This window comes from Candidatus Scalindua japonica, assembly GCF_002443295.1.
Classification (GTDB): Bacteria; Planctomycetota; Brocadiia; order Brocadiales; family Scalinduaceae; genus Scalindua; species Scalindua japonica.
Window position 1 is genome coordinate 17,430 of record NZ_BAOS01000005.1, and the last position, 25,932, is coordinate 43,361.

The 25,932-nt window shown below is 38.6% G+C and carries 27 protein-coding genes and 1 pseudogene; 12 read left to right on the forward strand and 16 right to left on the reverse strand.

The window, feature by feature from the left end; genetic code table 11:
• Positions 1-24: 24 nt before the first annotated feature.
• From SCALIN_RS04510 to SCALIN_RS04530, 5 genes are all read right to left on the reverse strand, one after another.
• On the reverse strand, positions 25-915 hold the full coding sequence (locus SCALIN_RS04510) for a hypothetical protein (protein ID WP_133111664.1): 891 nt from the start codon (positions 913-915) through the stop codon (positions 25-27).
• Between the two features lie 242 nt (positions 916-1,157).
• A complete protein-coding gene (locus SCALIN_RS04515) occupies positions 1,158-2,765 on the reverse strand; it encodes a hypothetical protein (RefSeq protein WP_096893016.1) in 1,608 nt (535 codons plus the stop codon).
• A 281-nt stretch (positions 2,766-3,046) separates the two neighbouring features.
• Positions 3,047-3,949: a tyrosine recombinase XerC gene (gene xerC / locus SCALIN_RS04520; RefSeq protein ID WP_096893072.1), complete on the reverse strand. Its 903-nt coding sequence runs from the start codon at positions 3,947-3,949 to the stop codon at positions 3,047-3,049.
• Positions 3,942-4,484 carry an NYN domain-containing protein gene (locus SCALIN_RS04525; protein ID WP_096893073.1) on the reverse strand — a complete coding sequence of 181 codons (543 nt, stop codon included), beginning with the start codon at positions 4,482-4,484 and terminating at the stop codon, positions 3,942-3,944. Before SCALIN_RS04525 ends, xerC begins: the two co-directional genes overlap by 8 nt.
• A gap of 21 nt (positions 4,485-4,505) precedes the next feature.
• Positions 4,506-5,201, reverse strand: coding sequence for an endonuclease III domain-containing protein (locus tag SCALIN_RS04530; protein ID WP_096893074.1), 696 nt, complete (start codon positions 5,199-5,201; stop codon positions 4,506-4,508).
• A 144-nt stretch (positions 5,202-5,345) separates the two neighbouring features.
• Between SCALIN_RS04530 and SCALIN_RS04535 the strand changes: the two genes are divergently transcribed.
• From SCALIN_RS04535 to SCALIN_RS04560, 6 genes and pseudogenes are all read left to right on the forward strand, one after another.
• A complete protein-coding gene (locus tag SCALIN_RS04535; RefSeq protein WP_096893075.1) occupies positions 5,346-5,747 on the forward strand; it encodes a hemerythrin domain-containing protein in 402 nt (133 codons plus the stop codon).
• A gap of 2 nt (positions 5,748-5,749) precedes the next feature.
• A complete protein-coding gene (locus tag SCALIN_RS04540) occupies positions 5,750-6,607 on the forward strand; it encodes a hypothetical protein (protein ID WP_096893076.1) in 858 nt (285 codons plus the stop codon).
• A 210-nt stretch (positions 6,608-6,817) separates the two neighbouring features.
• Positions 6,818-7,507, forward strand: coding sequence for a DUF933 domain-containing protein (locus SCALIN_RS04545; protein WP_096893078.1), 690 nt, complete (start codon positions 6,818-6,820; stop codon positions 7,505-7,507).
• Between the two features lie 12 nt (positions 7,508-7,519).
• Positions 7,520-8,536, forward strand: a complete 1,017-nt coding sequence (locus SCALIN_RS04550) for a pyridoxal-phosphate dependent enzyme (RefSeq protein WP_096893080.1) — start codon at positions 7,520-7,522, stop codon at positions 8,534-8,536.
• A gap of 42 nt (positions 8,537-8,578) precedes the next feature.
• Positions 8,579-9,745, forward strand: a complete 1,167-nt coding sequence (locus tag SCALIN_RS04555) for a homoserine dehydrogenase family protein (protein ID WP_096893081.1) — start codon at positions 8,579-8,581, stop codon at positions 9,743-9,745.
• Between the two features lie 350 nt (positions 9,746-10,095).
• Positions 10,096-10,422: pseudogene (locus SCALIN_RS04560) on the forward strand (ATP-binding protein); the annotation flags it as partial.
• Between the two features lie 26 nt (positions 10,423-10,448).
• On the opposite strand, the gene SCALIN_RS04565 reads toward SCALIN_RS04560, so the two are convergent.
• The 10 genes from SCALIN_RS04565 to groL (SCALIN_RS04610) form a co-directional block, all read right to left on the reverse strand.
• Positions 10,449-11,003 carry a hypothetical protein gene (locus SCALIN_RS04565; protein WP_096893084.1) on the reverse strand — a complete coding sequence of 185 codons (555 nt, stop codon included), beginning with the start codon at positions 11,001-11,003 and terminating at the stop codon, positions 10,449-10,451.
• Positions 11,000-12,373: a ribosome biogenesis GTPase Der gene (gene der, locus SCALIN_RS04570; RefSeq protein WP_096893086.1), complete on the reverse strand. Its 1,374-nt coding sequence runs from the start codon at positions 12,371-12,373 to the stop codon at positions 11,000-11,002. Before der ends, SCALIN_RS04565 begins: the two co-directional genes overlap by 4 nt.
• A 195-nt stretch (positions 12,374-12,568) precedes the next feature.
• Complete coding sequence (locus tag SCALIN_RS04575) at positions 12,569-13,744, reverse strand: hypothetical protein (protein ID WP_133111666.1); 1,176 nt, start codon at positions 13,742-13,744, stop codon at positions 12,569-12,571.
• Between the two features lie 61 nt (positions 13,745-13,805).
• Positions 13,806-13,988, reverse strand: a complete 183-nt coding sequence (locus SCALIN_RS04580) for a DNA gyrase inhibitor YacG (protein ID WP_096893090.1) — start codon at positions 13,986-13,988, stop codon at positions 13,806-13,808.
• Positions 13,975-14,262, reverse strand: a complete 288-nt coding sequence (locus tag SCALIN_RS04585; RefSeq protein ID WP_096893092.1) for an FmdB family zinc ribbon protein — start codon at positions 14,260-14,262, stop codon at positions 13,975-13,977. The genes SCALIN_RS04580 and SCALIN_RS04585 overlap by 14 nt, the downstream gene beginning before the upstream one ends.
• A gap of 39 nt (positions 14,263-14,301) precedes the next feature.
• On the reverse strand, positions 14,302-15,003 hold the full coding sequence (gene grpE / locus SCALIN_RS04590; RefSeq protein ID WP_096893093.1) for a nucleotide exchange factor GrpE: 702 nt from the start codon (positions 15,001-15,003) through the stop codon (positions 14,302-14,304).
• Between the two features lie 41 nt (positions 15,004-15,044).
• Positions 15,045-16,172, reverse strand: coding sequence for a molecular chaperone DnaJ (gene dnaJ / locus SCALIN_RS04595; RefSeq protein ID WP_096893095.1), 1,128 nt, complete (start codon positions 16,170-16,172; stop codon positions 15,045-15,047).
• A gap of 252 nt (positions 16,173-16,424) precedes the next feature.
• Positions 16,425-18,047, reverse strand: coding sequence for a chaperonin GroEL (gene groL, locus SCALIN_RS04600; RefSeq protein WP_096893097.1), 1,623 nt, complete (start codon positions 18,045-18,047; stop codon positions 16,425-16,427).
• 20 nt (positions 18,048-18,067) lie between these two features.
• A complete protein-coding gene (gene groES / locus SCALIN_RS04605) occupies positions 18,068-18,355 on the reverse strand; it encodes a co-chaperone GroES (RefSeq protein WP_096893099.1) in 288 nt (95 codons plus the stop codon).
• Positions 18,356-18,456: 101 nt separating this feature from the next.
• Entirely contained in the window at positions 18,457-20,154 is a 1,698-nt protein-coding gene (gene groL / locus SCALIN_RS04610; RefSeq protein ID WP_096893100.1) for a chaperonin GroEL, read from the reverse strand.
• A 447-nt stretch (positions 20,155-20,601) separates the two neighbouring features.
• On the opposite strand from groL (SCALIN_RS04610), the gene SCALIN_RS04615 reads away from it, so the two are divergent.
• The 6 genes from SCALIN_RS04615 (at position 20,602) to SCALIN_RS04640 (ending at position 25,365) form a co-directional block, all read left to right on the forward strand.
• The gene (locus SCALIN_RS04615; RefSeq protein ID WP_096893102.1) at positions 20,602-21,144 is read left to right on the forward strand and encodes an RNA polymerase sigma factor; all 543 of its coding nucleotides are present in this window, start codon (positions 20,602-20,604) and stop codon (positions 21,142-21,144) included.
• Positions 21,081-23,303: a vWA domain-containing protein gene (locus tag SCALIN_RS04620; RefSeq protein WP_203415349.1), complete on the forward strand. Its 2,223-nt coding sequence runs from the start codon at positions 21,081-21,083 to the stop codon at positions 23,301-23,303. The genes SCALIN_RS04615 and SCALIN_RS04620 overlap by 64 nt, the downstream gene beginning before the upstream one ends.
• A 55-nt stretch (positions 23,304-23,358) precedes the next feature.
• On the forward strand, positions 23,359-23,748 hold the full coding sequence (locus SCALIN_RS04625) for a bactofilin family protein (protein WP_096893103.1): 390 nt from the start codon (positions 23,359-23,361) through the stop codon (positions 23,746-23,748).
• Between the two features lie 43 nt (positions 23,749-23,791).
• Entirely contained in the window at positions 23,792-24,340 is a 549-nt protein-coding gene (locus SCALIN_RS04630; RefSeq protein WP_096893105.1) for a bactofilin family protein, read from the forward strand.
• A 142-nt stretch (positions 24,341-24,482) separates the two neighbouring features.
• Entirely contained in the window at positions 24,483-24,866 is a 384-nt protein-coding gene (locus SCALIN_RS04635; RefSeq protein WP_096893107.1) for a secondary thiamine-phosphate synthase enzyme YjbQ, read from the forward strand.
• A 61-nt stretch (positions 24,867-24,927) separates the two neighbouring features.
• A complete protein-coding gene (locus tag SCALIN_RS04640; RefSeq protein WP_096893109.1) occupies positions 24,928-25,365 on the forward strand; it encodes a hypothetical protein in 438 nt (145 codons plus the stop codon).
• Here SCALIN_RS04640 and SCALIN_RS04645 read toward each other — a convergent pair.
• Positions 25,299-25,691: an MBL fold metallo-hydrolase gene (locus SCALIN_RS04645; RefSeq protein WP_133111668.1), complete on the reverse strand. Its 393-nt coding sequence runs from the start codon at positions 25,689-25,691 to the stop codon at positions 25,299-25,301. The two genes, SCALIN_RS04640 and SCALIN_RS04645, sit on opposite strands and share 67 nt — an antisense overlap.
• Positions 25,692-25,932: the final 241 nt, after the last annotated feature.

The following is a 25,932-nucleotide window of genomic DNA, read 5'->3' on the forward strand; positions in this document are numbered from 1 at the left end:
GTAATAATTAAAATGAAGTGAATTTCAACTAACAAGTTTATGTAAGTATGTAGTTTTTACCCAATCTTCATTTCTGTACTTTTTCTGATAATGAGTAAGTAAGTGCATGATCACATCTTTAACCTCCAGCCTCTCAATTTCCTTGATCCTGAAGTAATTCCACTCAGGAAAAACACTGAGCCATTTTTTCATCTCCCTATGAACATTTTTTATCTCTTTAATACCATACATCTCATTTTCAGCATACCATTTAACTAAATGACCTTCCAATTCCCTCTCCCACTGTTTCATTATCCTGGTTCTTCCTACACCCGATCTTTTGCCGTTATTCGTTAATTCCATCACCTGGCTTCCATGTGCAATCAATTCATGATACATAGTGCCAATTAATGACTTCTCGCTTGTCTCTTTAAAGGTACGGGCAACATGAATTTGATGAACAGCCTTACCACACATAAAATATGTTAAATCAACATAATATGGATGATACCAGATCTCATATGTTATATGACTGTTTTTCTTGTTAAATTCAGTTAGTATTTCATAACATCTGTGAGCTTCACACAACCTGTTAATCACTTTTTTATATGTTTTGAAGAATATCTCATTTGTAGGCTCCCAGTCGTATCTTTTTAAGCTGCCTATCAGTTTATACTCTTTTTTTGCATCTATATATATGTTATCAGGACGTACCTTTCCTTCAGCTAATCGTGATTTTTCCAGCTCTAATCTTACCTGCCATTCACCATTTATTTTTAATCTCTTCTGCTGTCCATAGTACCCCGGATAGTGTACGATTTCAGAACCAGATGTGTTCAATCCTGTACCATTAAGAATAAGCCCCATCACCGCTGCTGCCATTCCGGTTTTAACAGTATATCCAGCGAACGTAATACCAGGTATGTCGCTGAACATGAATTGTCTTCTACCATAATTGAGTTCTGAATTATTGTTTCTTGAATTATTGTTTTTATTATAGAGCGTAAGCATAAACTCGCACGAAAAGCGCTTGATGCAAAAATTTTTTTCAATCGTACTCAAAAATTACGTTAAAAGAAGACAGTATAAAACTGCACAGCACCAACAATGGAGATAATTTGCAAATTTGAAAACACCTCTCCTACGGTTTTTTGTTTTTTACTTTAAAAATCACCAATTTAATTCTGTAACAACAGATGAAAAGCAATCATCGTCTTGTCCAGGTATGCCTGAAACGCAAGATTCCCTCTCTTGCTTAAACGATCATCACCAATATCACACTTCAAGCGCTTTATCATCCGCTCAACTGAAGGACGACGTGTCATTATTGCCTTGAATCTCTTTGCCATTGGAGGATCTTCCGTGTCTATGTGGGGTAATAACCCAAATGATATATTAATCATCCTGCCAGTTAACGAATTGGGACAACACTCTACCTGATGCAAGCATGTTGAACACACCGGTTCACCATCTGTATCCGTTGGCGCATGGTAAATGAATTTTTCTTTTTCATAACGCATTCCTTTGTAATCCATCTCATGGCCACCATTGCATATTACCACACCATACGGCGTTATCTTCTCCATGCCACGCGGCAAACCATCTGTTATTCCATTCTTGCGCCTTGGATTTAAAGATGCCTTTAATTCTAAGCCGAGTTTGTCCATAAACTTATCTTTCAAATCTCTGCTATCACACGCGCTATCATACAACGCTCTTTTAACCGATTCTTCAATCACCGGATATGTATCAAATACCTTTTCTACATGTGGAAAATATGTCTCTCCATCATGTGTCGGTCCATCCAACACTGCTCTTGCATCCAGAGGCACGCCTTGACGTGGAAAACCTACAATACTTGCTTTGTGCCCCCAATACATCTTTGTTATGGATTTCACGATTGTCCCCGCTCCTTCATCTGCCAATACCCAGTCATGTTCACACTTGTCTCTGTCCTGACAGCGACACCTCTTAGTCAGCTTTGATTGCGACTTCTTCTGCTCCTCCTTACCATCTTCGTCCTTATACTTTACTGTCTCAAACCCTGAATATGCATAATAGTGAGTTGTATCTCCTACTACTTCCTTTTCTATTTTAATCGCACCTGTCTCTATGTTCTCAGTTACCAGCGCAATCTTCATCTTATCCCATAGCCCCCACTCACTCATGATCTGGTCAAATTGCTGCAGTTTACGCTCACTTGGTATATGCCTGCTACAATACTCATCCCTTTCCCCCTTCGGTGCAAATCCACATACTCGCACAAAACTCGGATTACTCTTTAATAACATGGACACTTTTTCCGGCTCGCACGGAAATCCCATTAGAGCTGTACCCAAAAAACTTTTTAACAACGCAAAAAAACATTTTGGCCTCTTACCTCCCAATCGAAATGGCACTACCCCGGGAGATATACTCAGGGGACTTACCATCCGCTGCTTTGATTCAGCCGCTACTTCATAAAGCACATCACCTCTCTTCTCCTTGTCAACTTGCATTGTTGCTCTATTAAACAAAAGCTCCTGTCTTGCATCTTCTTTGCTCTGAGATAATACTACTTGCTTTTGGGGTTGATTTTTCAGCCTCTTTCTCTCTTCTCGTTTATTAAATTCATAAAGTGCATCGTAGTACTCAGCACCGAAATTACGGTGTTTCTCCCAGGGAAAATAATATAAAGCCCGAAACCATTCCGCATCTGGTGTATTAAGCAGTACTTTGTCATCTTCGTGAACAGTGTGAATTAGTAGCGATTTTTGGTTGATTTGAATTTGTGATATTGGTAGCATTCTAGCGTGTCCTTTCTTGTATAGTAGTTTGTGTTATTGTGTGACTTCTATTATACAAGTTGGGCACCGTATTTTGTAATTCTACTATTGGATTTTGTAAATTATTTCACAAAACCCTTTAAAATACGGCTTACTGGCTCGTTGGCACATTATTCTTGTCTCTCCTTTTACAAAATATTGCCTCTAACTCTTTTTATAACTCTTTTACTATCAACATCTTTGTAAGTTTATGCGTCTGCTCTATATTCTGACATATTGATATCTTACAAATGACAGGAAAATTATTTTCGTGGATGGGCTTTATCGTAAACGTTTTTTAATCGTTCTGTCGTAATATGTGTATATATCTGAGTAGTTGAAAGATTGGTGTGCCCAAGCATCTCCTGGACTGATCGCAGATCGGCCCCTTCATCCAAAAGGTGAGTTGCAAAACTGTGCCGGAAGGTGTGTGGTGATGTAAGCATATTAAGCCCGGACATCTTCAAATATTTATCAAGAGACCGCGCGACACTTCTCGCCGTCAGGCGACCTCCAAATTTGTTTAAAAAAAGAGGCCCACTCGTGCTTACTTCTTTTTCTCCATATTTTATCCCTATTGATCTGGATTCTACATATTTATTTATGGCATTTATTGCGTGACTCCCGATCGGTACCAGTCTCTCCTTCTTACCTTTCCCCTGTACCTTTACCATCCCACCGAAGAAATCAATATCTTTTTCATCCAAACTCACCAGTTCACTTACTCTGATTCCCGTGCTGTAAAGAGTTTCCAGGATCGCCATATCTCTTAATCCCATCACAGTAGAACAGTCAGGTGTCTTCAATAAGAGGTTCACATCGTTTATACTTAAAAAATGAGGTAGTTTCTTGTCCTGCTTGGGTGTCCGCAACATCTCAAAAGGATTTGAAACAAGCACACCTTCCTGAATGAGAAATTTGAAAAAAGATCTTATTGATGCCAGCTTACGAGCAATGGTAGTTTTTGAATAATTCTTTGCTCTCAATACAGCAAGAAATTTTCTTAATAGAAGGTGATTTATGCTCTCTAAACCAGTACGTTTTTCAGACTTCAGGAAATTGTTAAATTGTAGCAAGTCTTTGTGATACGCTCTCAGCGTATGCTCGGAGAAACCCTTTTCAAGTTCCAATTTAGTAATAAAATCCAGGAATAGTTTTTCAATCATCAGTCCTCTTCCCCGTTTCTTCAGAGAATATTCTAAGCCAGTATTGTGCCTCACTCCTGGAAGGCCCCAGGTATTTACTGATTGGCTCATCATCTTCATTCTTTTTAAACCTTCTTTCTTCCTGCCCTGCTACCTGCAAATGCGCAACCTTCTTTTTAATATCTCGATAAAATGCTAATGGTCCAACTACCTTAGATCCATATTTCTTTACATACTGTTCTATATCCCTGTCTGAAGTAATTACCGTAATGTGCCTGGGATTTACACTGGCACTCACCATCCTCTTAATCTCTTCATCTGCATCAAGGCCCTGCCTTGAAAAAACGACGTCTATACCGGCTGCTCTCATTCCGGAGGAGTTACCGTTACCCTGACCATCAAAAACAACTATTAATTTGTGTTTCCTTTTTTCTTTATACTGTTCAAGCAATGTGAGTAATCTGTTTCGCAGGACCTCAATATCACACTTTTCAGTAGTGTATCCCAATTCAGAAATCTTAAAGATTACATTATACCCATCTATAATTATATCCATATAAGTCAAACCTTCAGCATTTCATTTTCTATTCTTTCTAATTTTATCTGCCTTTGGGTTATAGGCGCCTTTACGATGAACATTTACCAGAGGACACTCTTCACACTGCATTTTAGGTTTACAATAGTGTTTACCCACCATTACGATAAGAGCATGATACTCATTGTAAAGAGAGACCTCTTTCGGAAGATTATTTTCAAAAACAGCCTTTATTGCATCATATTCATAATCTTCCGTTATCAAACCATGCCTGATAAGGACACGTTTCGTATACGCATCAACAACAAAAGCAGGCTTCTCGGCTGCATACAAAATTATGGAGTCTGCAGTCTCTCTCCCGATCCCATTAACGGAAAGTAATTGCTCGCGTAACAGGGGATAATCCAGTTTAAAAAGCTTCGACAAACGACCATTATAATTACTGAAAAGCCACTCTATAAAGTATTTAAGTCTTTTTGCTTTTACATTGAAATAACCTGAAGGTTTTATCAGTTCAGCAAGTCTGTCTATGTTAATTTCGTACAATTTCTTTGGCGTGAATATTTTCGCTGCCTTCAGGTTCTTAATAGCCTTTTCAACATTGGTCCAGTTTGTATTTTGAGTAAGTATAGCTCCGATAACAACCTCAAAATCAGTGTCCCCAGGCCACCAATATTGTTTGCCAAATGATTTCAACAGACTTTCGTAGATCTCAGTAAGAACTTTTGTTTTATTCATGTCAGCTATTCTAACAAACCTCGTTACATAAAAGCAAAAATTAAAAATGTCTTCATAAAAATATCATCTTACAATTTTCTTATAAATTTGATACTATATTTCAGACATCTTATACCCATCAAACCATTATTGAAAGGAGTAAACATGTCAATACTGATTGATCAGCTTACTAAAGAGCATTCGGATATTTTTGCCGAACTCAACGAAGCTGATAACCTTAGTATTATTACGGAAGAGGGACAGAATAGACTATTTTCTACAAAAGCGGATTTACTTGTACATCTTCACAATGAAGATGAAAATCTCTATCCTGTCCTGAGAAAGGAAGCTGAAAATAATAAGCATCTTGAAAGTGTATTAAAATCATTTTCAAGTGAAATGGAGAGTATTACAGAATCTACGATGAAATTCTTTGAAAGATATTCTAATGGTGTAATAGACTCAAAGTACGTAGAATCATTTCAAATTATTTTATCAGCCCTTAGCGAAAGAATGAAAAAAGAAGAATCAGTTCTTTTTGTGGAGTATGAAAAAATAAATCAATAATTATGAGAAAACCAGTTTATTGCTTCATAGATGATTCACCATTCGAACTTAATCTTTTCAAGGATGTTATTGAAGTTCGTTTCCGGGGAATACAGTTTATATATGCCTCCACATACGATGAGTGCCACAGACAACTGAAGGAACTGGAACTGTATCCATCTCTATTTATTCTCGATCTTTATGGCCCTGAAAATTTACAAAATAGTGGCTGTATTCCCAGGAAAGAGTTGCTGGAAGAACGAATAAAGAAAATACCAGGCGTGGGCGTTGCCTATGATGGCCTTGAGAAGTTTGATCACGATAAAAAACTGCATGCAAATGAGTATCTTAAACGCCTGTTTTCAATATTGAATGAATGGAGGAATCTCTTCTCTGAACAGTGTGCCAGCCTTGACCAGGGATGCCAGTTTGGAATCAATAACCTCCTGCGGGTCAGGCAAGACTATCCATCCGTCACTGCCATCATGTATACCAGAAAAGGTGTATTTACAGATGCTGTAAAATTGTCTCAACACAACTGTGATGGAATATATATAAAGCCTCCCGGTGCTACTGACGAAGACATTTTCGTAGAAACGGAAAAACAAGCAGAAAGCCTTATGGACAACTGGAACAAGAGTGTGATGAATAGCTACTGCCTGTTTCTCCAAACACTAAATACACACGATAAAACACCCAAAAAACTTGCAGATATGTTATCCAGAGATAAGTATCAGATCTCAAAGAATAAAGAAGAAATGAACAATGTGAGTACACTTCTGGATTCATTACAAACTACACTTTCTAACACAACAGATACATCAACACCAAAAATAGAGGCACTCATTCAATGGGTAAACTTTTATTATAGTTTGCCTTGAATACAACACAGCCATCCTCCTTAATATAACAATAAAAAATTGACAATTTCTCTAAATATTTGATAATACGTGAAATTTAAAAAGGAATTATTGTTTTTTTCAATAAGAAATGAGAAGATGTAGCATATGAGCAAACAAGCCCCGCAGTTTATATGGTACTAGAGTACAATTAACTTAACTACGGCATTCTTTCATTGAAGGAGATAGTAGGTGAAAATAGGATTTACGGGAATTGATTTACCGGAAGGAAAAACTAAATATAAGGATGAAAAGCTTATTGCATTGGAAGCAAAAGACAATGCAAAAAAAGTTTCTCCGTTTTTTGCTGAATTTATAAAAGACGAATTTGTACATTCTGAAGCAATCGTTGTTCCGAAAAGTAATATTATTGATCTATTGATTCTTGATATGGATAAGCTTGAGACCCGAATGTCAAAGCTGGAAGATGGTGAAGAAAAAAACTTAATGACAAAATGTATGGAACTGTTGGAGCTGGAAAAACCACTTTGTGATGTCGATTTCAATGATCAGGAGATTGAGTTATTGACAGCCATAGCTCCGGTAAGCTTTAAACCTGTAGTACAGATTGAAGGGAGTGAGGATATCAATACTATTATTTTCCTGGCACTCGAAAAAGCAAATCAGATGTTCTTTTATACTTCAGGTCCAAAGGAGTCGCATGCCTGGCTCGTACAAAAAAATTCAGAGATTATTGCCTGTGCCGAAAAAATACATTCAGACCTTGCACGCGGATTTATAAAAGGCGATGTTGTAAGTTTTGAGGACTATATGAATTGTCATAATTTTAATGACTGCAAATCAAAAGGGGTAGCTAAATTGGTTGATCGTGACTATAAAGTCCAACCTAATGATATTATAGAAATCAGGTTTAATGTGTAAAAGGAGAAAAAGATGATTAACGAAGACGAACTATACCGAAAAGTAGAAAGCGCCTGCCGATTAATATCGGCTGAATCTTTTAACCTCCGGAGCCGCATCCATAGATTGCGATGGTTTAACCGTTCGGATATATGGATTAAGCGTGACGATGAACTCAGTTTTGGTGTGTCTGGGACCAGGTTGCGTAAGCACGCGTCAATAATCCCCGCATTAAAGCTGAAAGGAATTGAAGAAGTCGTCGTAATTGGCGGAGCAAATTCTAACAATGTTCTTTCTGCCGCTCAGACGCTGACAGAAAATAATATTAAGATAACTCCTTTTTTGCTGGGACCACCGGCAAAAAAACAGGGCAATTTAAAGCTGCTCTCTCTATTTGTTGACGATGATGAAATACATTGGATTCCACGTGAACAATGGACTGAGATTGAATCCCATGTAAACAAATATGTAGAGAAGGAAAATGAACAGGGTATAAAGGTATTTGTGATTCCGGAAGGCGGACACCATCGTCTGGCCCTGCCGGGCTCATTAAGCATCTTATTAGATATTCTTCGAAATGAATCTGAATCCGGTACCACTTTTGATCATATTTTTATTGACTCCAGTACCGGTATGGTAGCGCAATCCCTTCTAGCGGGAGCTGCGGCAATTAATAAGAAAACACAATTTCACATAGTCGTCCTGGCAGGTTCGTTTGAAACTTTTGAATGCGGACTAAGCCAGATTATTCAATATACTGAGGAGTTTCTTCAGGGTTTAATTGAATCGCAGCCTGACTATAAGCTCTATTATCCTGCTATTGCCAAGTCTTTTGGAAGCACCGAGAGGACTATTTTCAGGGAAATAAAGAGTATTGCCAGAAATGATGGTATTCTCACAGACCCGGTTTATTCAGCTAAACTTTTTATTACGGCAAAACAGATTATTCAGGATGTTCCAATTGATGGTAATATACTCCTGATTCATTCAGGAGGCACATTGGCATTAAGCGGTCTTATGGACTATCCACTATCCGGTACCGAGACATAAAAAGAGAAAACATACTTTTATAAAAAATGGAGTAATCAAAATATGACTTATCAAAATGTTGTAGTTTTAGGAGGAAGTGGCAATGTTGGCCGGGAATTTATGTCCCAGGTAATGCGACATGATACTGTTTTCTCAAAAAAGCACCTTAATCCCACAAATATAATAGGCCTGACAGACAGCAAGGGTTTCTGGTTTAATCGCCACGGTCTTAATATCCAGAAGAATCCTGAAAACATTTATAAATGGAGGGATTCAAAAGAGACATTTAATACATTTATGCGGGATTTAGATGAATATCACCAGTATGACAATTTATGCGATTTATTAAAATTTATTCAAGATGAAGGAATGGCCGGTGAAATTGTTTTTGTTGATATTACTGCCGGTAAGGACGATTTGAGGGATTTTCATCTTAAAGTAATCAATGATTCAGAAGAGACTATAATTACCGCAAACAAAAATCCGCTCTCCATATACTCAACCGACGTTTTCGGAACACTTACCAGATTTAGAGAAAGATATGGGTTTCTGTGCACTGTAATGGCGGGCGCGAATGCGGTCTCCAACCTACTGGACTATTACGATACCTCAGAGATAGTAAAGAAAATAGAAGCATGTTTTTCCGGTACCCTTGGATACCTGTGTGCAGAACTGGAAAAAGGCGGAAGAAGTTTCTCAGAAATACTGAATGATGCGAAAATAATGGGTTATACCGAACCTCACCCAAAAGATGACCTGAATGGAATTGATGTTGCCAGGAAACTGATAATCTGTGCAAGAACATTTGGGCATAATGTTTCAATGACAGATATTGAGCTGGAGGGTTTCATAGATGAATCATTCCTTAATATCGATGATGTAGACGATTTTATGGAATCAGTAAAAGGAGCTGATCAGGATATGAAAAACAAATTTGATTCTGCGAAAAGAAACGGAAAAACCTTAAGATACATTGCCTGTTTTGAATTGCATGAAAATGGAAATTCAGTTTTTAAAGTAGGTCTGAGAGAAGTCCCTCCAGACTCCCCTCTTGGCAGCCTGAAGGGTTCGGCAAATAAAGTCATCGTCGAGACAGATATTTTTTGCGGTGATAAACAATCTATTATAGAGTCACCCGGAGCAGGGCCAGATGTGACTGCCTGGGGATTAAGAAGAGAACTCCTGTCAAGGTTGACAGGGAGAAAGGGTGGAGACTACAAACTGACGTAACAAAGTAGAAAGAATTTATACCTGAAGAAAAAAATTTAGATTCTATTGAATGGAATAATGGTCTAGATTTAGATCGTGAACTGCTATATCAAAAAAGCATAGAATTAAGGGGAGAATTAAACACAAGCTCACGTGCATGATGGCAGTAATTATTTTGGAGTACTTGGGCCCAAACCTCATTTTCTAATTGGATTGTTTGAAAGTGCCAATTAGCAAGATCATTCTCTGCTCTACCACAACCGTTGAAATGGTACCATGCACCAGGAAATTCTATTGGTAATGACCCTGACGACCCAACAAACTAACACGTCAGATCAAGTTTATCAATAGATTAGGTTTGACCCTAAACCCTGGAGTTACTTGAGTCGGTTGAAATTGGAGAAAGTAAAGGAGAGTTAAAAAAGAAGATTAATGCGATCTTGAAATACGACATCGTAACCATTGACGAGTTGGTTTATTTGCCACTAAACAAACAGAGCGTCTTTAACCTGTTTCAGTTGATTAATGCCTTGTACGAGTATAGATCAATTATCATTACTACAAAAAAGGAGTTTACCAGTTGGGAAGACTTCTTTGCTAATGAAAATGTTGCAGTCCGTATTGTTGACAGGGTCATACATCATTCACACATTTTAATGATGGGAGGTGATAGTTATAGACTAAAAAAAGCAGAATAAATTGTAGTTTTTATCACTATGAGTGGTCATTTTATTGTCCGCAAGGGGGTCACTTCAAAATGGCCATTGACACTATAATTTACACGTTTTGTCCTTTCACTCCCAAGTGACCCGGTAGTGGTAGTCAAAGCAGTCCTTCTTCCAAGGGCATCGCACTCGTATTCAATCTTGCCTATACCAGGATAGTTTAAGGAGATCAGTCTGTTATCTACATCGTCATATCCATAGTGTGTCCAATTTTCTAAAATATCACTATTTGAGGTCATTCTACCATTCGCGTCATAATTGATTTCTACTATCCCAGCTGGTGTAGTCTGCTTGATTACATTGCCATTTGGATCATATGTAGTTTCAGAGATGATCGTATCTTCTTCAGCCGTTCCAACATCTACAGCTTGAATGGTTTTGGTTACACATCCCTGGTCGTCGTACTCAGTCTCTGTCTTTGTTAATAATGCGTCAGGTTCGCCTTCTCTATACGTGGTAGTCTGTGTCAATAGGTTGTTCGTGTTATACTCAAACGCACTTACCACACTTGAATCGTCCTTTAGTGTTAAAAGGTTATTACTATCATTAATCATCTATAGGTTTGAGGTTTTTTGTTGCTGAAATATCTGGTCTCTTCAGCTTCCGTATTGTACTTACTTTTCGGTCTGAAATAAAATTTCAGTGGGATTTCACTGAAAGGGAGTTTCGCCCGCAACTGATTTGAAAGATATCTTTCGTAATCTGAGTTGAATAACCTCTTGTCATTGACAAACAATACAAATGTCGGAGGGCAGACAGACACCTGTGTGGCATAATAGACTTTTGATACTTTGGTTTTCCTTTTTGTAGGTCGGTGGCGTGTAAATGCGCGTTCAAGGACCGTGTTAAGCTCTGCTGTTGATACTCGTGTATTTGCCTGCTGAAACATTTCCTGTGCCAGTTCTATCGTCTCAATGATGTTATCTCCACTGAATGAGCTTATGAATGAGAGAGGCGCGAAGCCCATACCTGGTAAACGTGCATGAACATATTTAATAAATTCTTCTACTTCCACATCTTCCGCAAGATCCCATTTACTTACAACCAGTAAACAGGGTTTATATTGGGTCTTGATGTAGTCACTTATTTTCTTATCTACCTGAGAGATATCTCTGGGTGCGTCAATCAAAAGGATCACAACATCCGCACGTCGAATAGATCTCTCCACCCTTGTCATACCATAAAATTCAATAGAATCCTGAATATGTTTCTTTTTTCTCATCCCTGCAGTATCAATGGCAATAAATTCTTTTCCATCTATTTCGAATTTTACATCAACAGAATCTCTTGTTGTACCGGGAATCTCACTTACAATAACCCTCTCCTCTTGAGCAAGTGTATTTATCAATGTAGACTTTCCCGCATTTCTTTTCCCCACTATCGCAATCTTCATTAACGGCTCCACATTAACTGGCTTTGAGTCAGCCTCAGGAAGCATGGATACAATTTTATCTAAAAGGTCTGATCTGCCGAATCTTTGTAACGCGGAAACCGGGATAGGATCTCCCAACCCCAGTTTGAAAAACTCTGTTGCCTGAAGATCAAATTTCTCTGCGTCACATTTATTAGCTATGAGAAGGAGTGGTTTTTTAATCTTCCGCAGTCTGTCCGCAACTTTCAGATCCAGCGGTGTGATGCCGTCTCGAACATCTACAACGAAGAGGATCAGGCTTGCCTTTTGAATTGCAATTTCTATTTGAACGTCAACTTCGTGGGCTATATCCTCAATGTCTGTTATCCCTATACCGCCTGTATCAATCAACTCAAATAGAGTCTCTTCATGTTCGATATCTATGGACACTCTATCTCTGGTAACACCGCTTGTTGGATCAACAATTGAAACACGTTTATTTGCCAGACAATTTAACAGAGAAGACTTACCTACATTAGGTCTTCCTACAATGGTTACGATGGGAAGGAACATTTTTTTATTTTTTAAAATCCAAACACTAATTTTACAAATTTACACTGACTAAATGGCATTAAGTAATCAGGATAATAATTGATGCCGTTCGCGGTATAAAAGTGGGCTTATTTTAATTCCCCCTTAAAAAAGGGGGATAAAGGGGGTTGTCAAAAACTATTTAACTTGTCTTAACAACATTCAGTTGTTTTCAGGTCACTTTTCCGGTACATCCGATTTTTCCTGTACCGGAGGTACTATTGATTCAGGTGTCAACTGGGTTTTCTGTTCTACAGGTTCTTCAGGCATCTCGTCCTCAACTGCTACCTCTTCATCGCTTTCTTCAATATAGACATCATCAATTTCTGTACCATCGACGTCCTTTCTCAGGATTAAATATGCAATAGTGCTGGCAGAGCCAGTAAACGCAATTATTATACTGCCAACGATCATCTTAACCAAAACTATATACAACATAAACAACAGAGCTGCAATCCGCATTGTTATTGGATTAAGCGATGAGACTATATCACCGACTTCACTTAAGCCTGTTATGAAATTTCTTATTTCATTAAGTTTGCCTCCCATACCTAAACCAACTGTAAAATAGCTGATCCGCATAACAAAACAGGCGCCATATCCAACGACAAAAGTTAAGATTGTTCCACAAACTATTATAGTTATAAAAAGTGATAAAAAATGTAACGGTCTAGATAATACATAACTATATGCTCTACTGATTGCGTCAAAAGCATCAGAGCCCTCAGAACTTATTGCTGGAAACATAAGGACAAATCCTATTAAACCAACAATACCTAAAAAGACGATTAAGAATCCGGAAAGAATAGCTAATGGAAACCCAACGGCAACGGCTATCTCACCTGCAAATTCTATTTTACCCAACAACCCACCGGCCACATTACACGCAATAAAGAACAACACACCCAGGATAGGCGTAAGTGGAGACCAGAAATATGACCAGAACTTCTTCATCACAAAAGTTAGAGAGTCCTTAAGTCCTGTCTTTTCACCTCTGGCAAATTCCAAAGCCGCCAGGCGTGTAACAGCGCCTGCAAAAACTGACCAGATCAGCATTAATCCCAGGACCAATACCATGAGAACAACATACTCTCCCCACTCAACACTCTTTATTGATTCCACAAATACATTTACCAGGCTGCATAGACCAAGCCTGGGCGAAATTAAATAACCATTGATTATCTCAAACGGGGTAATTTTTATTAATTTAAATGCTGAACCAAAGGCAAGTATTACTAAAACCCAAAGTATACTGAATATAATCCCTACAAAGGCAGAGATCAGCTTGTTGAAATCAAGTGACATCTTAATCCCCCGTAGAATATTCTGAGTATCCTGTATGAACGATTGCATTAACACACCCCTTTCTAATTTAGGCACTTTTAACTTTGAACTTTCAGGTGCCAGTATATATCTATTCGTTGTGGTCTTCAAGCGTTTCGTTAGTAACCGGTTCTTCAATACATCTATCCTCATTAAACCATGAACCCAGGTCCATTAGCTTGCATCGATCACTGCAAAAGGGAAATGTTGGTATGTCGCTTATAGAATTGTAGAGAAGTTCTTTACCACAACTACGGCATTTAATCTTTGACATCTTTTTTTGTTTCTTTTTTCTTGGTTTTACTATCTTTCTTCTCAGCGGTACAAGATGATTTATCAGCTTTCTGTCGTGACTTATACTCTTCACTACGGTAGTCAGTTTGATAGAATCCTGAACCTTTAAAAATAATTGTACTACCGGCCCCTATCAGACGTTTTACCTTCAGCTCACCACACTCCGGGCATTTTCTAATATGCTTTGCAGTTATTGATTGAAACAGTTCGAATGTATGGTTACACGCGTTACATTCATAATCGTAAGTAGGCATAATTTTCCTTCTTTCTAACAAATATTAAGACATACAACATTAATCATCAGACTTCTCATCTTCTTCTTTTTCTCCTTCTTCCTCCATGGCCCTTCTCGAAACCTTTACTTTTGAAGGCCTGATAACACGTTCCTTTAAGAGGAAACCTTTTTGAAATTCATCAATAATTGTATGATGAGGCATTTCATTATTCTCTTCTTCCATAACAGCTTCATGAAGATTTGGATCAAACGGTTTTCCTACTGTTTCAATAGGCTCCACACCGTATTTCCCTAAAACTTTAAACAACTGCTCTTCTATTAACTTGATACCTTCCACAAACTTATCAAAATCTTGAGAACTATCCGCAAGTTTCATGGCCCTGTCAAAATTGTCAAGTTCCGGTAAAAAATCAAGTATAAGGTTTCGCACAGCAAACTGTGCGGTTGATTCATTTTCCTTAACCATCCTCTTTTGATAATTCATGAATTCCGCCTTGGTCCTCAGTAATTGATCGAGATAAGTATCACGTTCTTCAGCTTTTTTCTTTAACTCAATAATATCTTCCATTGTCAATTCTTCAGGAACTTTTACATCGTCCTGGGACTTTGCCTGCACAGTCTCTTCACCGCTTTTCTCTTCATCATTTACGACTGAATCAGTTTCCTCCTTAGAATTTTCCTGATCTTTATCACCGTTCATACCGTCTCCCTGTTCAGCTCTGACATTTTCTTCATCATGATTATTTTGCCCTTTAGACATAATAACAAATACCCTCCAATGATTTCATAAGAATGTATTATTTAAAAGAGTTTTTTTACCTTCTGAAAAAAGCTCTTTCTCTTTGGAGTCACATTCTTATGTTCTGATTCTGCAAATTCTCTTAATAATTCTTCCTGCCTTGGAGTCAATTTAGTTGGTGTTTCAACAACAACATGTACCAGCAAATTCCCAACACCATAACCACGAACATGAGGAAAGCCCTCCCCTTTTACAGAAATGATATCATCACTTTGCATCCCGGCAGGTATTCTTACCTTCCTCAGTTTTCCAAGAATAGTAGGAACTTCAATTTCACATCCTAAAGCCGCCTGAGTAAACGTAATGGGAAACTCACAAATAATGTCGTAATCCTGTCTCTTGAAGATAGGATGAGGTTTAATATGTATGTCACAATACAAATCTCCCGGATGTGCTCCATTAGCCCCTGATTCACCCTGACCTGTAACACGCAATCGCACGCCATCTTCAATACCGGCAGGTACCTGGACCTTAATATTTGACTTTTTAGGATAAACGCCATGTCCATTACATTTTTTACATGGTGTCTCTATAATCTTACCATTACCCTGGCATTTAGGACATGTAGTTCTTATAGTAAAGAAGCCTTGTCTTTGATGAATCTCTCCCTTGCCCTTACAATAAGGACAAGAAACAGGAGATGTGCCTTTACGCGCGCCTGTCCCACGGCACTCTTCACAAAAGTCTCTTTTGGTAATCTCTATTGTTTTCTCAATCCCTGTGGCAACCTCCTTAAATTCCAGAGATATATCACATCTTAAACTGGCACCACGCTTTTCTGTCTGACTTCTCCCACCACCAAAAAAATCCTCAAAAATGCTGCCACCACTACCGCCACCACCAAAGATATCACCAAAGGCATCGAATATATCTTCAAAATTGCCAAATCCCCTGGAATCTCCACCTCTTAATCCTTCATGACCAAATTGGTCATATCTTTTGCGTTTAGCAGGATCGCTAATTACTTCATATGCTTCAGCTGCAATTTTAAATTTCGCCTCGGCCTGCTTGTCATCAGGATTTTTATCAGGATGATACTTCAATGCCAATTTTCTATAAGCACGTTTTACATCATCCGGGCTCGCGCTTCTTTCAACTCCAAGAACGATATAATAATCTTCTTTTTGCATTTTTCAGCTCTAAATACGTTATCGTCTGTCCAAACTCCGAAGACTCAACACGCTTCACCAATTAGCACGTAAGTGCTTGTACCACAACTGCTTAATACAGTTCTGCCGCTAATTACAACTACTATAATACAAGTGATAAATAAAATGTCAAGCAGGTTCTACCCCTCATAATACCGTAAAACATGAAAATAAAAAGGCCACATAAATGCGGCCTTTTTTAGAAACAACAATCTAATGTTTTCAGTCAATAAGTTAAGACACGCTTCCCTCAACCGGGTTTGCTTCCTCATCGTCCTCTTTTAATTCAGTAATCATCACATCTGTCGTCAGCATGAGTCCTGCTATACTTGCCGCATTTTGTAATGCAGTACGTGCAACTTTTGTAGGATCAATAATTCCTCTTTCAAACATATCCACATATTCAGAAGTGTTTGCGTCAAACCCTGTATTGGTACTCTTCTCTTTTACTTCTTCAACAATTACCGAACCCTCACCACCTGTATTGGACACAATCTGTCTCAGAGGTGCCTCAATTGCTCTTGCTATAATATCTGCACCCATTTTTTCATCACCTCTAAGCTTTTTGCGTAACTCATCAACTTTTGGTATTGTCCTTATCAGGGCTACCCCACCTCCGGGAATAATACCCTCCTCTACAGCAGCTCTTGTTGCGTTCAACGCATCTTCTACACGCGCCTTCCTTTCATTTACTTCAGCCTCTGTCGCGCCACCTACATTTATCACAGCAACACCTCCGGTAAGCTTTGCCAACCGTTCCTGAAGCTTTTCTTTATCATAATCAGATGTCGTCTGTTCGATTTGATTTCTAATCTGCGAAATCCTGCCCTGTACATCTGATTGTTTCCCGCTACCTTCTATTATTGTAGTATTTTCTTTGTCAATAGTAACACGCTTCGCGGTACCAAGATCACTAAGTTCCAGGGTCTCTAACTGAACACCAATATCTTCCGATATCAGACGACCGTTTGTCAAAATTGCTATATCCTCCAGCATTGCTTTCCTTCTATCTCCAAAACCAGGGGCTTTAACAGCCGCACAGTTCAAAACACCTCGCAGTTTATTTACCACTAACATAGCCAACGCTTCACCTTCAACTTCTTCTGAAATAATTACAAGCGGTTTGCCAACACCCGCAAGCTTTTCCAGCAGAGGCAACAGTTCTTTCATATTGGAAATCTTTTTTTCATGAATTAATATGTACGGATCATCGAATATAACTTCCATAGTCTGGGCCTTTGTAACAAAATAAGGTGAGATGAACCCTTTATCAAACTGCATACCCTCAACTATATCTAAAGTTGTCCCCATACTTTTCGCTTCTTCAACCGTAATAACACCGTCCTTGCCAACCTTATCCATCGCATCCGCTAACAGGTTTCCAACGGTTGAGTCATTATTAGCCGAGATAGTACCAACCTGTGCAATCTGTGCCCTGTCCTTGACCTTCTTGCACATGTTATTTAACTCATCTACCACAGCGCCTACAGCTTTATCAATACCTCTTTTGAGGGCCATTGTATTTACACCGGAAGTAACATACTTCATCCCCTCATTGTATATCGCTTCAGCCAGAATAGTTGCGGTTGTTGTTCCGTCACCAGCTTTATCACTGGTTTTAGAAGCCACCTCACATACCATTTTTGCACCCATATTCTCAAATGGCTCACTGAGCTCTACTTCTTTAGCTACTGTAACTCCGTCTTTCGTAACGGTAGGTGAACCAAAACTCTTTTCCAAAATCAGATTTCTGCCAGTAGGACCCATAGTTATTCTCACAGCGTCTGCCAGCTTCTTTATACCGTTTTTTATGTTGCGCCTTGCCTCTTCATCAAACAACAGCTGTTTTGCAGCCATAATATACCTCCTGAACTTGATTAATCAATTTTAGCCAAGATATCGTTTTCTTTTAAAATAAGATAATCTTTTCCACCAACTGTTATTTCTGTTCCAGCGTACTTTCCGTAAAGGACCTGGTCACCTTTTTTCACTAACAGTTCCGCTCTTTTTCCGTTATCCAGGAGCTTACCTTCTCCCACAGATACCACCTTACCTCTTGTTGGTTTTTCTTTTGCTGAGTCCGGCAGAACAATTCCACCCTGCGTTTTCTCTTCCGCTTCAAGCGGTTCAATAACAACTCTATCATCTAAAGGTCTAACTGCCATAACAAATACCTCCTTTTATTTTTTATTATTACGTAAAAACTGAATTATTTACACCGTCAGGAAAACTCCATAATCGGCTTACGGTTCTATCAGGTTATATCCTACATCATTCCAGGCATACCACCCATGCCGCCCATTCCAGGCATACCACCCATGCCGCCCATGCCGCCCATACCACCACCTGGCATACCGCCACCTGGAGGCATCATAGCTTCTTCTTTACCGGGGACTTCTGAAATAAGACAATCACTTGTAAGCAGAATACTTGAAATGCTTAAAGCGTTTTGTAACGCACTCCTTGTTACTTTTGCGGGATCAATCACACCGGCTTCAATGAGATTACCATATTCTTCTTTTTCCGCATCATATCCAAATGCGTTATCCTTTGATTTTAAAATATTCCTCACTACAACAGCGCCTTCCAGCCCCGCATTTCTGGATATCTGCTTTATTGGTTCGCTGAGAGCATTTTTAATGATGTCAACACCGAAATGTTCATCACCCTTCAATGCAAGACCATCCAATGCCTGAGATGCCCTTAACAGAGCAACGCCACCACCGGGCAATACTCCTTCAGCAATTGCAGCACGTGTGGCATGTAACGCATCCTCTACACGCGCTTTTTTCTCTTTCATCTCTGTTTCAGTTGATGCGCCCACGTTTATTTGTGCCACACCGCCTGCTAATTTAGCCAATCTTTCCTGTAGTTTTTCACGGTCATAGTCAGAAGTTGTCTCTTCAATCTCTTTCCTTATCTGATTTATACGCGCACTTATATCTTTCGCGCTGCCTCCGCCCTGCACAAGCGTAGTATTTTCAGAATCTATATTTACCTTTTTTACAGTCCCAAGATCTTTTAACTCAATATTTTCAAGCTGTGTACCCAAATCCTTAACAACAGCATTACCACCCGACAGGACTGCAATATCATCCATCATTGCTTTTCTTCGGTCTCCATACCCGGGGGCCTTGACTGCGGCACAAACAATAGTACCACGAATATTATTTATAACCAGAGTAGCCAGAGCCTCACCCTCTACATCCTCCGCGATTATCAAAAGAGGTTTTTTAGTTTTTGCCACCTTTTCAAGTAACGGGACAATCCCCTTTATATTTGATATCTTCTCTTCGTGAATTAATACATAAGCATCTCTTAACTCTACCTTCATATTCTCTTTATCTGTTGCAAAGTGAGGCGACAAATAACCACGATCAAACTGCATACCTTCAACTATATCAACGTCCGAACTGATACCTTTACCCTCTTCAACAGTAATAACACCGTCCTTACCAACTTTTTCCATTGCATTGGCAATCATTTTGCCAACTTCACTATCGTTATTGGATGCGATAGTACCGATGTTAGCAATTTCACTCTGGTCCTTGATTTTCTTACTCATGCTCTGAAGTGTTTCCACAACATTGTCAACCGCTGCTTTCATACCGCGGTTAAGAGCAACAGGATCAATACCTGCTGAAACACATTTCATTCCCTGGTTAAAGATCGCTTCAGCCAGTACTGTGGCAGTTGTAGTTCCGTCTCCCGCAATGTCACTTGTTTTCGACGCCACCTCTTTTACCAGTTTTGCTCCCATATTCTCATACGGGTCCTTCAACTCAACTTCCTCAGCAACGGATACACCGTCTTTTGTTATTGTAGGACTTCCCCACCCCTTATCAAGAACGGCATTTCTACCTCTTGGCCCCAGTGTACATTTCACCGCACTGGCCAACTTAGTAACTCCCCTTTTGATTGCCATTCTTGCATCTTCTTTGAATAACAACTGCTTTGCTGCCATTACATACCTCCTTTTAAAATTGCAAGCTCGATTTTTTAGATGCCAATGTACAAAGCAAAATATGTACCAAAATTTAAAAAAACTACTTATGCCATTGCTGTATAACATGTTACACACGTAACAATTAAAGTTTTTTAAATAGTTTTTATAACAACAACCTGCAAAATGCCATTTTGGCAGTAGCCTATTTCCATTATATTAGCGCAAATGTCAAATTGGCATAACAGGAAATTGTTAGAGAATTTCAAAAAAAGTTTTTTCTCAAAGAATTTTAAACTTTCAATCGTCTAAACATAAGTATAATTATTTATTAGTAAGAAAACCAAAAATCAGGAATTGAGATATTCCCACCTAACAAACTGACGGACAGGCAGGAACTCCAGCAACGCTTGACTCCCCAATATTTAATAATTCTGATTTGTTCAGATTTGAAAATAAATACCGACAATGGAAAACCCTGAATATACTGAATTAGTAAAACTTGCTAAAGACGGTGATTCAACCGCTTTTGAAAACCTGGTAGAACAGAATTATCTGCTTGTATATAAAATATCGTATAACTGGTGCAGAGCAAAAGAGGATGCTGAAGATATTACTCAGGAGGTTTTTGTTAAACTAGCCAAAAAAATTTTCAGCTTCAATGAAGAATCTACATTTCAGACCTGGCTATATCGTATTGTAATCAATACTGCAAAAGATTATAAAAAAAAGCAGGAAAGAAAGCGTATAAAGGAAATGAAGTACAAAGAGGCACAAAGAATAAAATCTGAGTCACTTCAGGAATCACCCTCAAATGCTGATAAAATCCATCAATTATTTGAGCTCCTGCCAACAAAACTAAGAGATACCGCCCTTCTGGTATTTACAGAGGGTTTGACGCATAAGGAAGCCGCGGTAGTCCTGAATTGCGCGGAAAAAACCATCTCATGGAGGATACATCAGGTAAAAAAGGAGTTGAAGAGGCATTTAGAACATGGAGAAGTCATATGAATGATGAAGAGATAAAAAAAATTATGCAGCAATTAGACATTCCCGGACCGGATGAGTCAAAGAAAAAGGTGACTGTCAACGCAGCTATGACTGAATTCAATAGGCAAAAACAGATAATCCAAAAAAATTTCAAAGGAATTGAAGGCGAACGACGTCTAACAGGCAAATTAAAAACAGTTTTAACCTTTTTCGGAGAATTTGCCATGAAGAAATCTTTTGTTATCACCGGAGCTGTAACTGCTTGCATCGCCCTTCTCATCATTGGATTATCATATTTCTCTGTCTATAAGTCAGATTTCCAGACTAAAGTTGTTCAATACGAACCTGAAAAAACTCCCATACAACCCAGTGATACTTTAGAACAAAACAATAAAAGATCTCAAAAAGATACTGTAACAAACAACCTGCAGAAGATCGGGAGTGTAGACTCAAACCAATCTGTCTTAACTAAAACAGAGAAGCAGGATGGTAAGATGAGATTTGAGGATGAAGGCATCTTCGCTTCGGTTATGGTAAATGAAGAAAAAGTTGACATGGCATCCCCTTCTGTCACTACTCAGCCTAAACCTAAAGAACGTTCCAGGAATATAGTATCTGAAAAAAAGAAAACTACTGCCGGTCTCAGGCAAGGTAATATAACTCCCAGACGAGAAGCATTAGCATTAGAAGAAATGGACTGCATAGCAACAATCCCTCCACCCGGAGAACACGGAATCAACGAGTATCGAGAAACCGGAAGGGACAGATTTGAAACCATTAAACCAAATCCGGTTAAAATGGTAACGGAAGAACCTGTTTCTACATTTTCTGTGGATGTTGACACCGCTTCATACGCATTCATTCGCAGACAACTGAACCATGGAGCACTGCCACAGAAAAATGCTGTACGAGTAGAGGAGATGATCAACTATTTTGATTATGATTACTCCGTACCAACTGACAGATCCAGACCGTTTCAACCAACCATAGTGGTATACCCGACTCCATGGAATTCGGAAACAAAGTTATTGCATATTGGGATAAAAGGTTATGATATAGTGCCTGAACAAAAACCGGTATCAAACCTTGTCTTTTTACTGGATGTATCAGGTTCTATGAATTCTCATGACAAATTACCATTGTTAAAGCATTCCTTCCGAATGCTTATTAACACGCTTAACGAAGAAGACACTATAGCGATTGTAGTCTACGCAGGTGCGGCCGGAACCGTGCTGGAACCTACAAAAGTAAAAGAGAAGAGTAAAATACTCGCGGCATTAGATAAATTACAGGCCGGCGGGTCAACTGCCGGTGGAGAAGGCGTTCGAAAAGCTTACGAATTGGCTGAAGCTAATTTTAACAAAGAGGGAGTAAATCGAGTTATTTTAGCCACTGATGGTGATTTCAATGTAGGCATTCAAAATCCTGAAGAATTGAAAAACTTTATAGAGAGAAAGAGAGCAAAAGGTATCTTTTTATCTGTCCTTGGTTTTGGGCAGGGAAACTACAATGATGCCCTGATGCAAAAACTCGCGCAAAATGGAAATGGTAACGCAGCATATATTGACAACCTCAATGAAGCGAGAAAGGTTTTAGTGGACGAATCCAGCTCCACTATATTCACTATTGCCAAAGATGTTAAGCTCCAGATTGAATTTAACCCGAATCTGATAGCTGAATATCGATTGATAGGGTATGAAACGCGAATTCTTAAACGAGAAGATTTCAACAATGATAAAGTTGACGCCGGTGATATTGGATCTGGCCACTCAGTGACAGCCTTATATGAAATCACTCCGGTTAACAGTAAGCAAAAGCTGATTGATGACCTTCGATACAAGGACAGTAATCATAGTGGAAAAACTGAGAAAAAATCATTTAATAATAATGAATACGGATTCTTAAAAATCCGTTATAAATTACCTGATTCTGATAAAAGCGATCTGACAACTACATCTATTAATAAAGATAATGAGTATACACGGATTGATGATGTTTCTGCTGACGTCAGATTTGCGGCATCGGTAGCCGCATTCGGACAACTCCTGAGAGGAGGCACCTATACCGGTGAGTTTACTTACAAAGACGTAATCAATTTAGCAAAAACCGCAATCGAAAAAGACACATTTGGCTATCGACATGAATTTCTCAATCTTATTCGATTAGCAGAAAACTATTGATATTTAAGAAAAAACCTCTATTCTTGTTAATAAATAAACCTGAAAGGAGGTTATAATGAGTGAAAATAGTATGACTAATTTGACAACCGATGTAGAAATCAAGGGTACGATAAAATTTGAAAAGGTTATGAATGTTGATGGAAAGTTTGAAGGAGAACTGATAGCCGACAATGGAGAGCTCATAGTCGGCAAGACAGGTATTGTCAAAGCAAACATTAAGGTGAAAAATGCCACAATTGAAGGACGTCTGGACGGAAACATTGAAGCGGCAGAAAAAGTTGAGCTTAAACAGAACGCACAACTCCTTGGAGACCTTCAAGCAAAAACATTAATTATTGAGGAGGGTGTTGTTTTTGTCGGTAATTGTAATGTAAATCCCGATGGCACTAAGACAGAGAAGCAAAATGTGGAAAACCAGAATATTAAAGTAATCAAAAACATATAGCATATAGAGAGAATGTTGTTTTGTTTAAATTAGAAAATGATTTATGAGTCCTAAATCAAACGAGTTGCCAGAAACCAGGAATATAGCATGTCCTTATTGCAATGGAAGCCTGACAGTATCAGTCAATTGCGTGTCAATACCGTGCAATCATTGCAATAAACACATTAATGCCAAAGAGATTATTTTCCCACCTGAAAAAAAACGAATATCTCATATTGGCAAAAAAAAAATTCTCTGCTTTAAATGTAACAGAGAGATTTTCACTGATGAAAAAGCACAAGCGACAACATGCCAACACTGTTACAACAGTAACGACTTGAGCGATCATAAAGTAAAGACTCTTCTGGGTGTAAACCTTGAGACTTATGGCACGCTTCATTTAAAAAAGAGAGGCATAATCGAAATTTCAAGTATCCACGTTGGAAATGCTATTGTAAAAGGTAAAATTAATGGAGACATCAATGCAATGGGTACTGTTGAAATAAAAAAAAAAGGCGAGGTATATGGCAAGATAACCTGTCGAAAATTAATCGTTAATAAGGGAGGAGTATTCAGCGGAAAAGTAAAAATGCTGAATAGCGAAACAAACTGACAAAGTGTACAATGGCATGGCTAAAAAAACATAAACGTTTTATCACTTATCAATAAATTTGTCATTCCAAAATTCTGCCCGCCCGGCAAGCCGGAACTGACGGGTTGAGTGAGAATCCATCAATAATATTTTTTTACATTACATGATCAAACAAATTACCGTTAAAACATCAAAACGTAATGAGTTCATCGACATCACGTCGCAAGTCCAGGACCTTATAGGAGGAGTTTCGGAAGGCGTGGTTACAGTATTCGTCCCACACACCACAACTGGGATTACTATTAATGAGAATGCAGACCCCGACGTTCCCCGGGACATTCTGAAAAAACTTGAACAGATGATACCACAACAAGACAATTACTCTCATATGGAAGGCAACAGCGACGCACATATCAAGGCATCCCTATTCGGGTCATCCGTAAGTGTCATCGTCCAAGACAGTCGCCTATTATTAGGAACGTGGCAATCTATCTTCTTTTGTGAGTTTGACGGGCCCAGGACGAGGAAGTTTTATGTTCAGTCTTGATTTCTAAGTACACAGAACGACAACGGTGAACGCTGATAAAAAATTTTAAGGGAGTTAGTAATTGCATATTGATATAAAATTTTTATTTTCCGGAACCGCAATTGCTGTCTCGATTATTGCTATCACCGTTTCATATTTATCTGCCAGAAAATCAAGAGTTATCGGTCTTCGTCCTGTTCTTGTTTTTTGTTTTAATACCGGAAGTGGGTGGAGTGTCAAAAATATTGGAAACGGTCCGGCACTGAATACTGTTTTAGCATTGTTAGATGCAGATGATAGATGGATATCACCCGAAGGGATTCCCTCACTTGGGGTAAATGGCGAGTTTGTATTTGGTGGATTCAACACACAAATCGGAATCGTTGGCTGGGGTTGTCTTTATACCGATATTTCTGAAAGGCCATATTCAACAATACATAAAGGCAACAAGACTCAAATCGTTAAAGGTTCAATATTTCCTGCCTGGAATAGTGATGAAATAAGTATGAAAGAAAAATGATAGGGGCCAAAAAAACAACTTAACCAGGGCAGCCTGGACCTTTTTTTATCAACCTCATCTTCTCGTTCTACTTCATATTTTACTGATACTTTTAAACCAAAATTGTCAGGTAAGTATCCAGGCTTGTGTACTTCTGCGACTTCCCCGACATCAATTAGAAAAGGTCCGTCAGGATGTTCCACTAACCAACAATAAATTGGATACCAATCGCTCCAATTTTTTCCAAAAAAAAGCTGCCACAGACGTGAAATTATACTATTTGCGCCCGTTATTTGAAATTGTTTAACCTTGACTTTACCCGTTTGTATTGCATGGATCTTTATCATTTTCATCTCCCACCGCCACTTCATAACCAATCATAAGAAACTACCACATATTCGCAATGTGCACAAGAAAAGCTTAAACTGTATTATTTCTGGTGGTTAACATTGCTGATTTCACTCAATTATGCTATATTTTGTCAAAACTATTTGCAACTATTTTAAGATATTCCAGCCCATTAGAAATGACACCTGCCTTCTAATCTTCATCATCAGAACAAAACACATTCTTCCGTTGCTGTTTATG

Bases quoted from the DNA above. Each gene is read 5' to 3' on its own strand.
- SCALIN_RS04510 (WP_133111664.1), bottom strand. From the start codon at position 915: ATGTTCAGCGACATACCTGGTATTACGTTCGCTGGATATACTGTTAAA.
- SCALIN_RS04515 (WP_096893016.1), bottom strand. From the start codon at position 2,765: ATGCTACCAATATCACAAATTCAAATCAACCAAAAATCGCTACTAATT.
- xerC (WP_096893072.1), bottom strand. From the start codon at position 3,949: ATGATTGAAAAACTATTCCTGGATTTTATTACTAAATTGGAACTTGAA.
- SCALIN_RS04525 (WP_096893073.1), bottom strand. From the start codon at position 4,484: ATGGATATAATTATAGATGGGTATAATGTAATCTTTAAGATTTCTGAA.
- SCALIN_RS04530 (WP_096893074.1), bottom strand. From the start codon at position 5,201: ATGAATAAAACAAAAGTTCTTACTGAGATCTACGAAAGTCTGTTGAAA.
- SCALIN_RS04535 (WP_096893075.1), top strand. From the start codon at position 5,346: ATGTCAATACTGATTGATCAGCTTACTAAAGAGCATTCGGATATTTTT.
- SCALIN_RS04540 (WP_096893076.1), top strand. From the start codon at position 5,750: ATGAGAAAACCAGTTTATTGCTTCATAGATGATTCACCATTCGAACTT.
- SCALIN_RS04550 (WP_096893080.1), top strand. From the start codon at position 7,520: ATGATTAACGAAGACGAACTATACCGAAAAGTAGAAAGCGCCTGCCGA.
- SCALIN_RS04555 (WP_096893081.1), top strand. From the start codon at position 8,579: ATGACTTATCAAAATGTTGTAGTTTTAGGAGGAAGTGGCAATGTTGGC.
- SCALIN_RS04565 (WP_096893084.1), bottom strand. From the start codon at position 11,003: ATGATTAATGATAGTAATAACCTTTTAACACTAAAGGACGATTCAAGT.
- der (WP_096893086.1), bottom strand. From the start codon at position 12,373: ATGTTCCTTCCCATCGTAACCATTGTAGGAAGACCTAATGTAGGTAAG.
- SCALIN_RS04575 (WP_133111666.1), bottom strand. From the start codon at position 13,744: ATGCAATCGTTCATACAGGATACTCAGAATATTCTACGGGGGATTAAG.
- SCALIN_RS04580 (WP_096893090.1), bottom strand. From the start codon at position 13,988: ATGTCAAAGATTAAATGCCGTAGTTGTGGTAAAGAACTTCTCTACAAT.
- SCALIN_RS04585 (WP_096893092.1), bottom strand. From the start codon at position 14,262: ATGCCTACTTACGATTATGAATGTAACGCGTGTAACCATACATTCGAA.
- grpE (WP_096893093.1), bottom strand. From the start codon at position 15,003: ATGTCTAAAGGGCAAAATAATCATGATGAAGAAAATGTCAGAGCTGAA.
- dnaJ (WP_096893095.1), bottom strand. From the start codon at position 16,172: ATGCAAAAAGAAGATTATTATATCGTTCTTGGAGTTGAAAGAAGCGCG.
- groL (WP_096893097.1), bottom strand. From the start codon at position 18,047: ATGGCTGCAAAACAGCTGTTGTTTGATGAAGAGGCAAGGCGCAACATA.
- groES (WP_096893099.1), bottom strand. From the start codon at position 18,355: ATGGCAGTTAGACCTTTAGATGATAGAGTTGTTATTGAACCGCTTGAA.
- groL (WP_096893100.1), bottom strand. From the start codon at position 20,154: ATGGCAGCAAAGCAGTTGTTATTCAAAGAAGATGCAAGAATGGCAATC.
- SCALIN_RS04615 (WP_096893102.1), top strand. From the start codon at position 20,602: ATGGAAAACCCTGAATATACTGAATTAGTAAAACTTGCTAAAGACGGT.
- SCALIN_RS04620 (WP_203415349.1), top strand. From the start codon at position 21,081: ATGGAGGATACATCAGGTAAAAAAGGAGTTGAAGAGGCATTTAGAACA.
- SCALIN_RS04625 (WP_096893103.1), top strand. From the start codon at position 23,359: ATGAGTGAAAATAGTATGACTAATTTGACAACCGATGTAGAAATCAAG.
- SCALIN_RS04630 (WP_096893105.1), top strand. From the start codon at position 23,792: ATGAGTCCTAAATCAAACGAGTTGCCAGAAACCAGGAATATAGCATGT.
- SCALIN_RS04635 (WP_096893107.1), top strand. From the start codon at position 24,483: ATGATCAAACAAATTACCGTTAAAACATCAAAACGTAATGAGTTCATC.
- SCALIN_RS04645 (WP_133111668.1), bottom strand. From the start codon at position 25,691: ATGATAAAGATCCATGCAATACAAACGGGTAAAGTCAAGGTTAAACAA.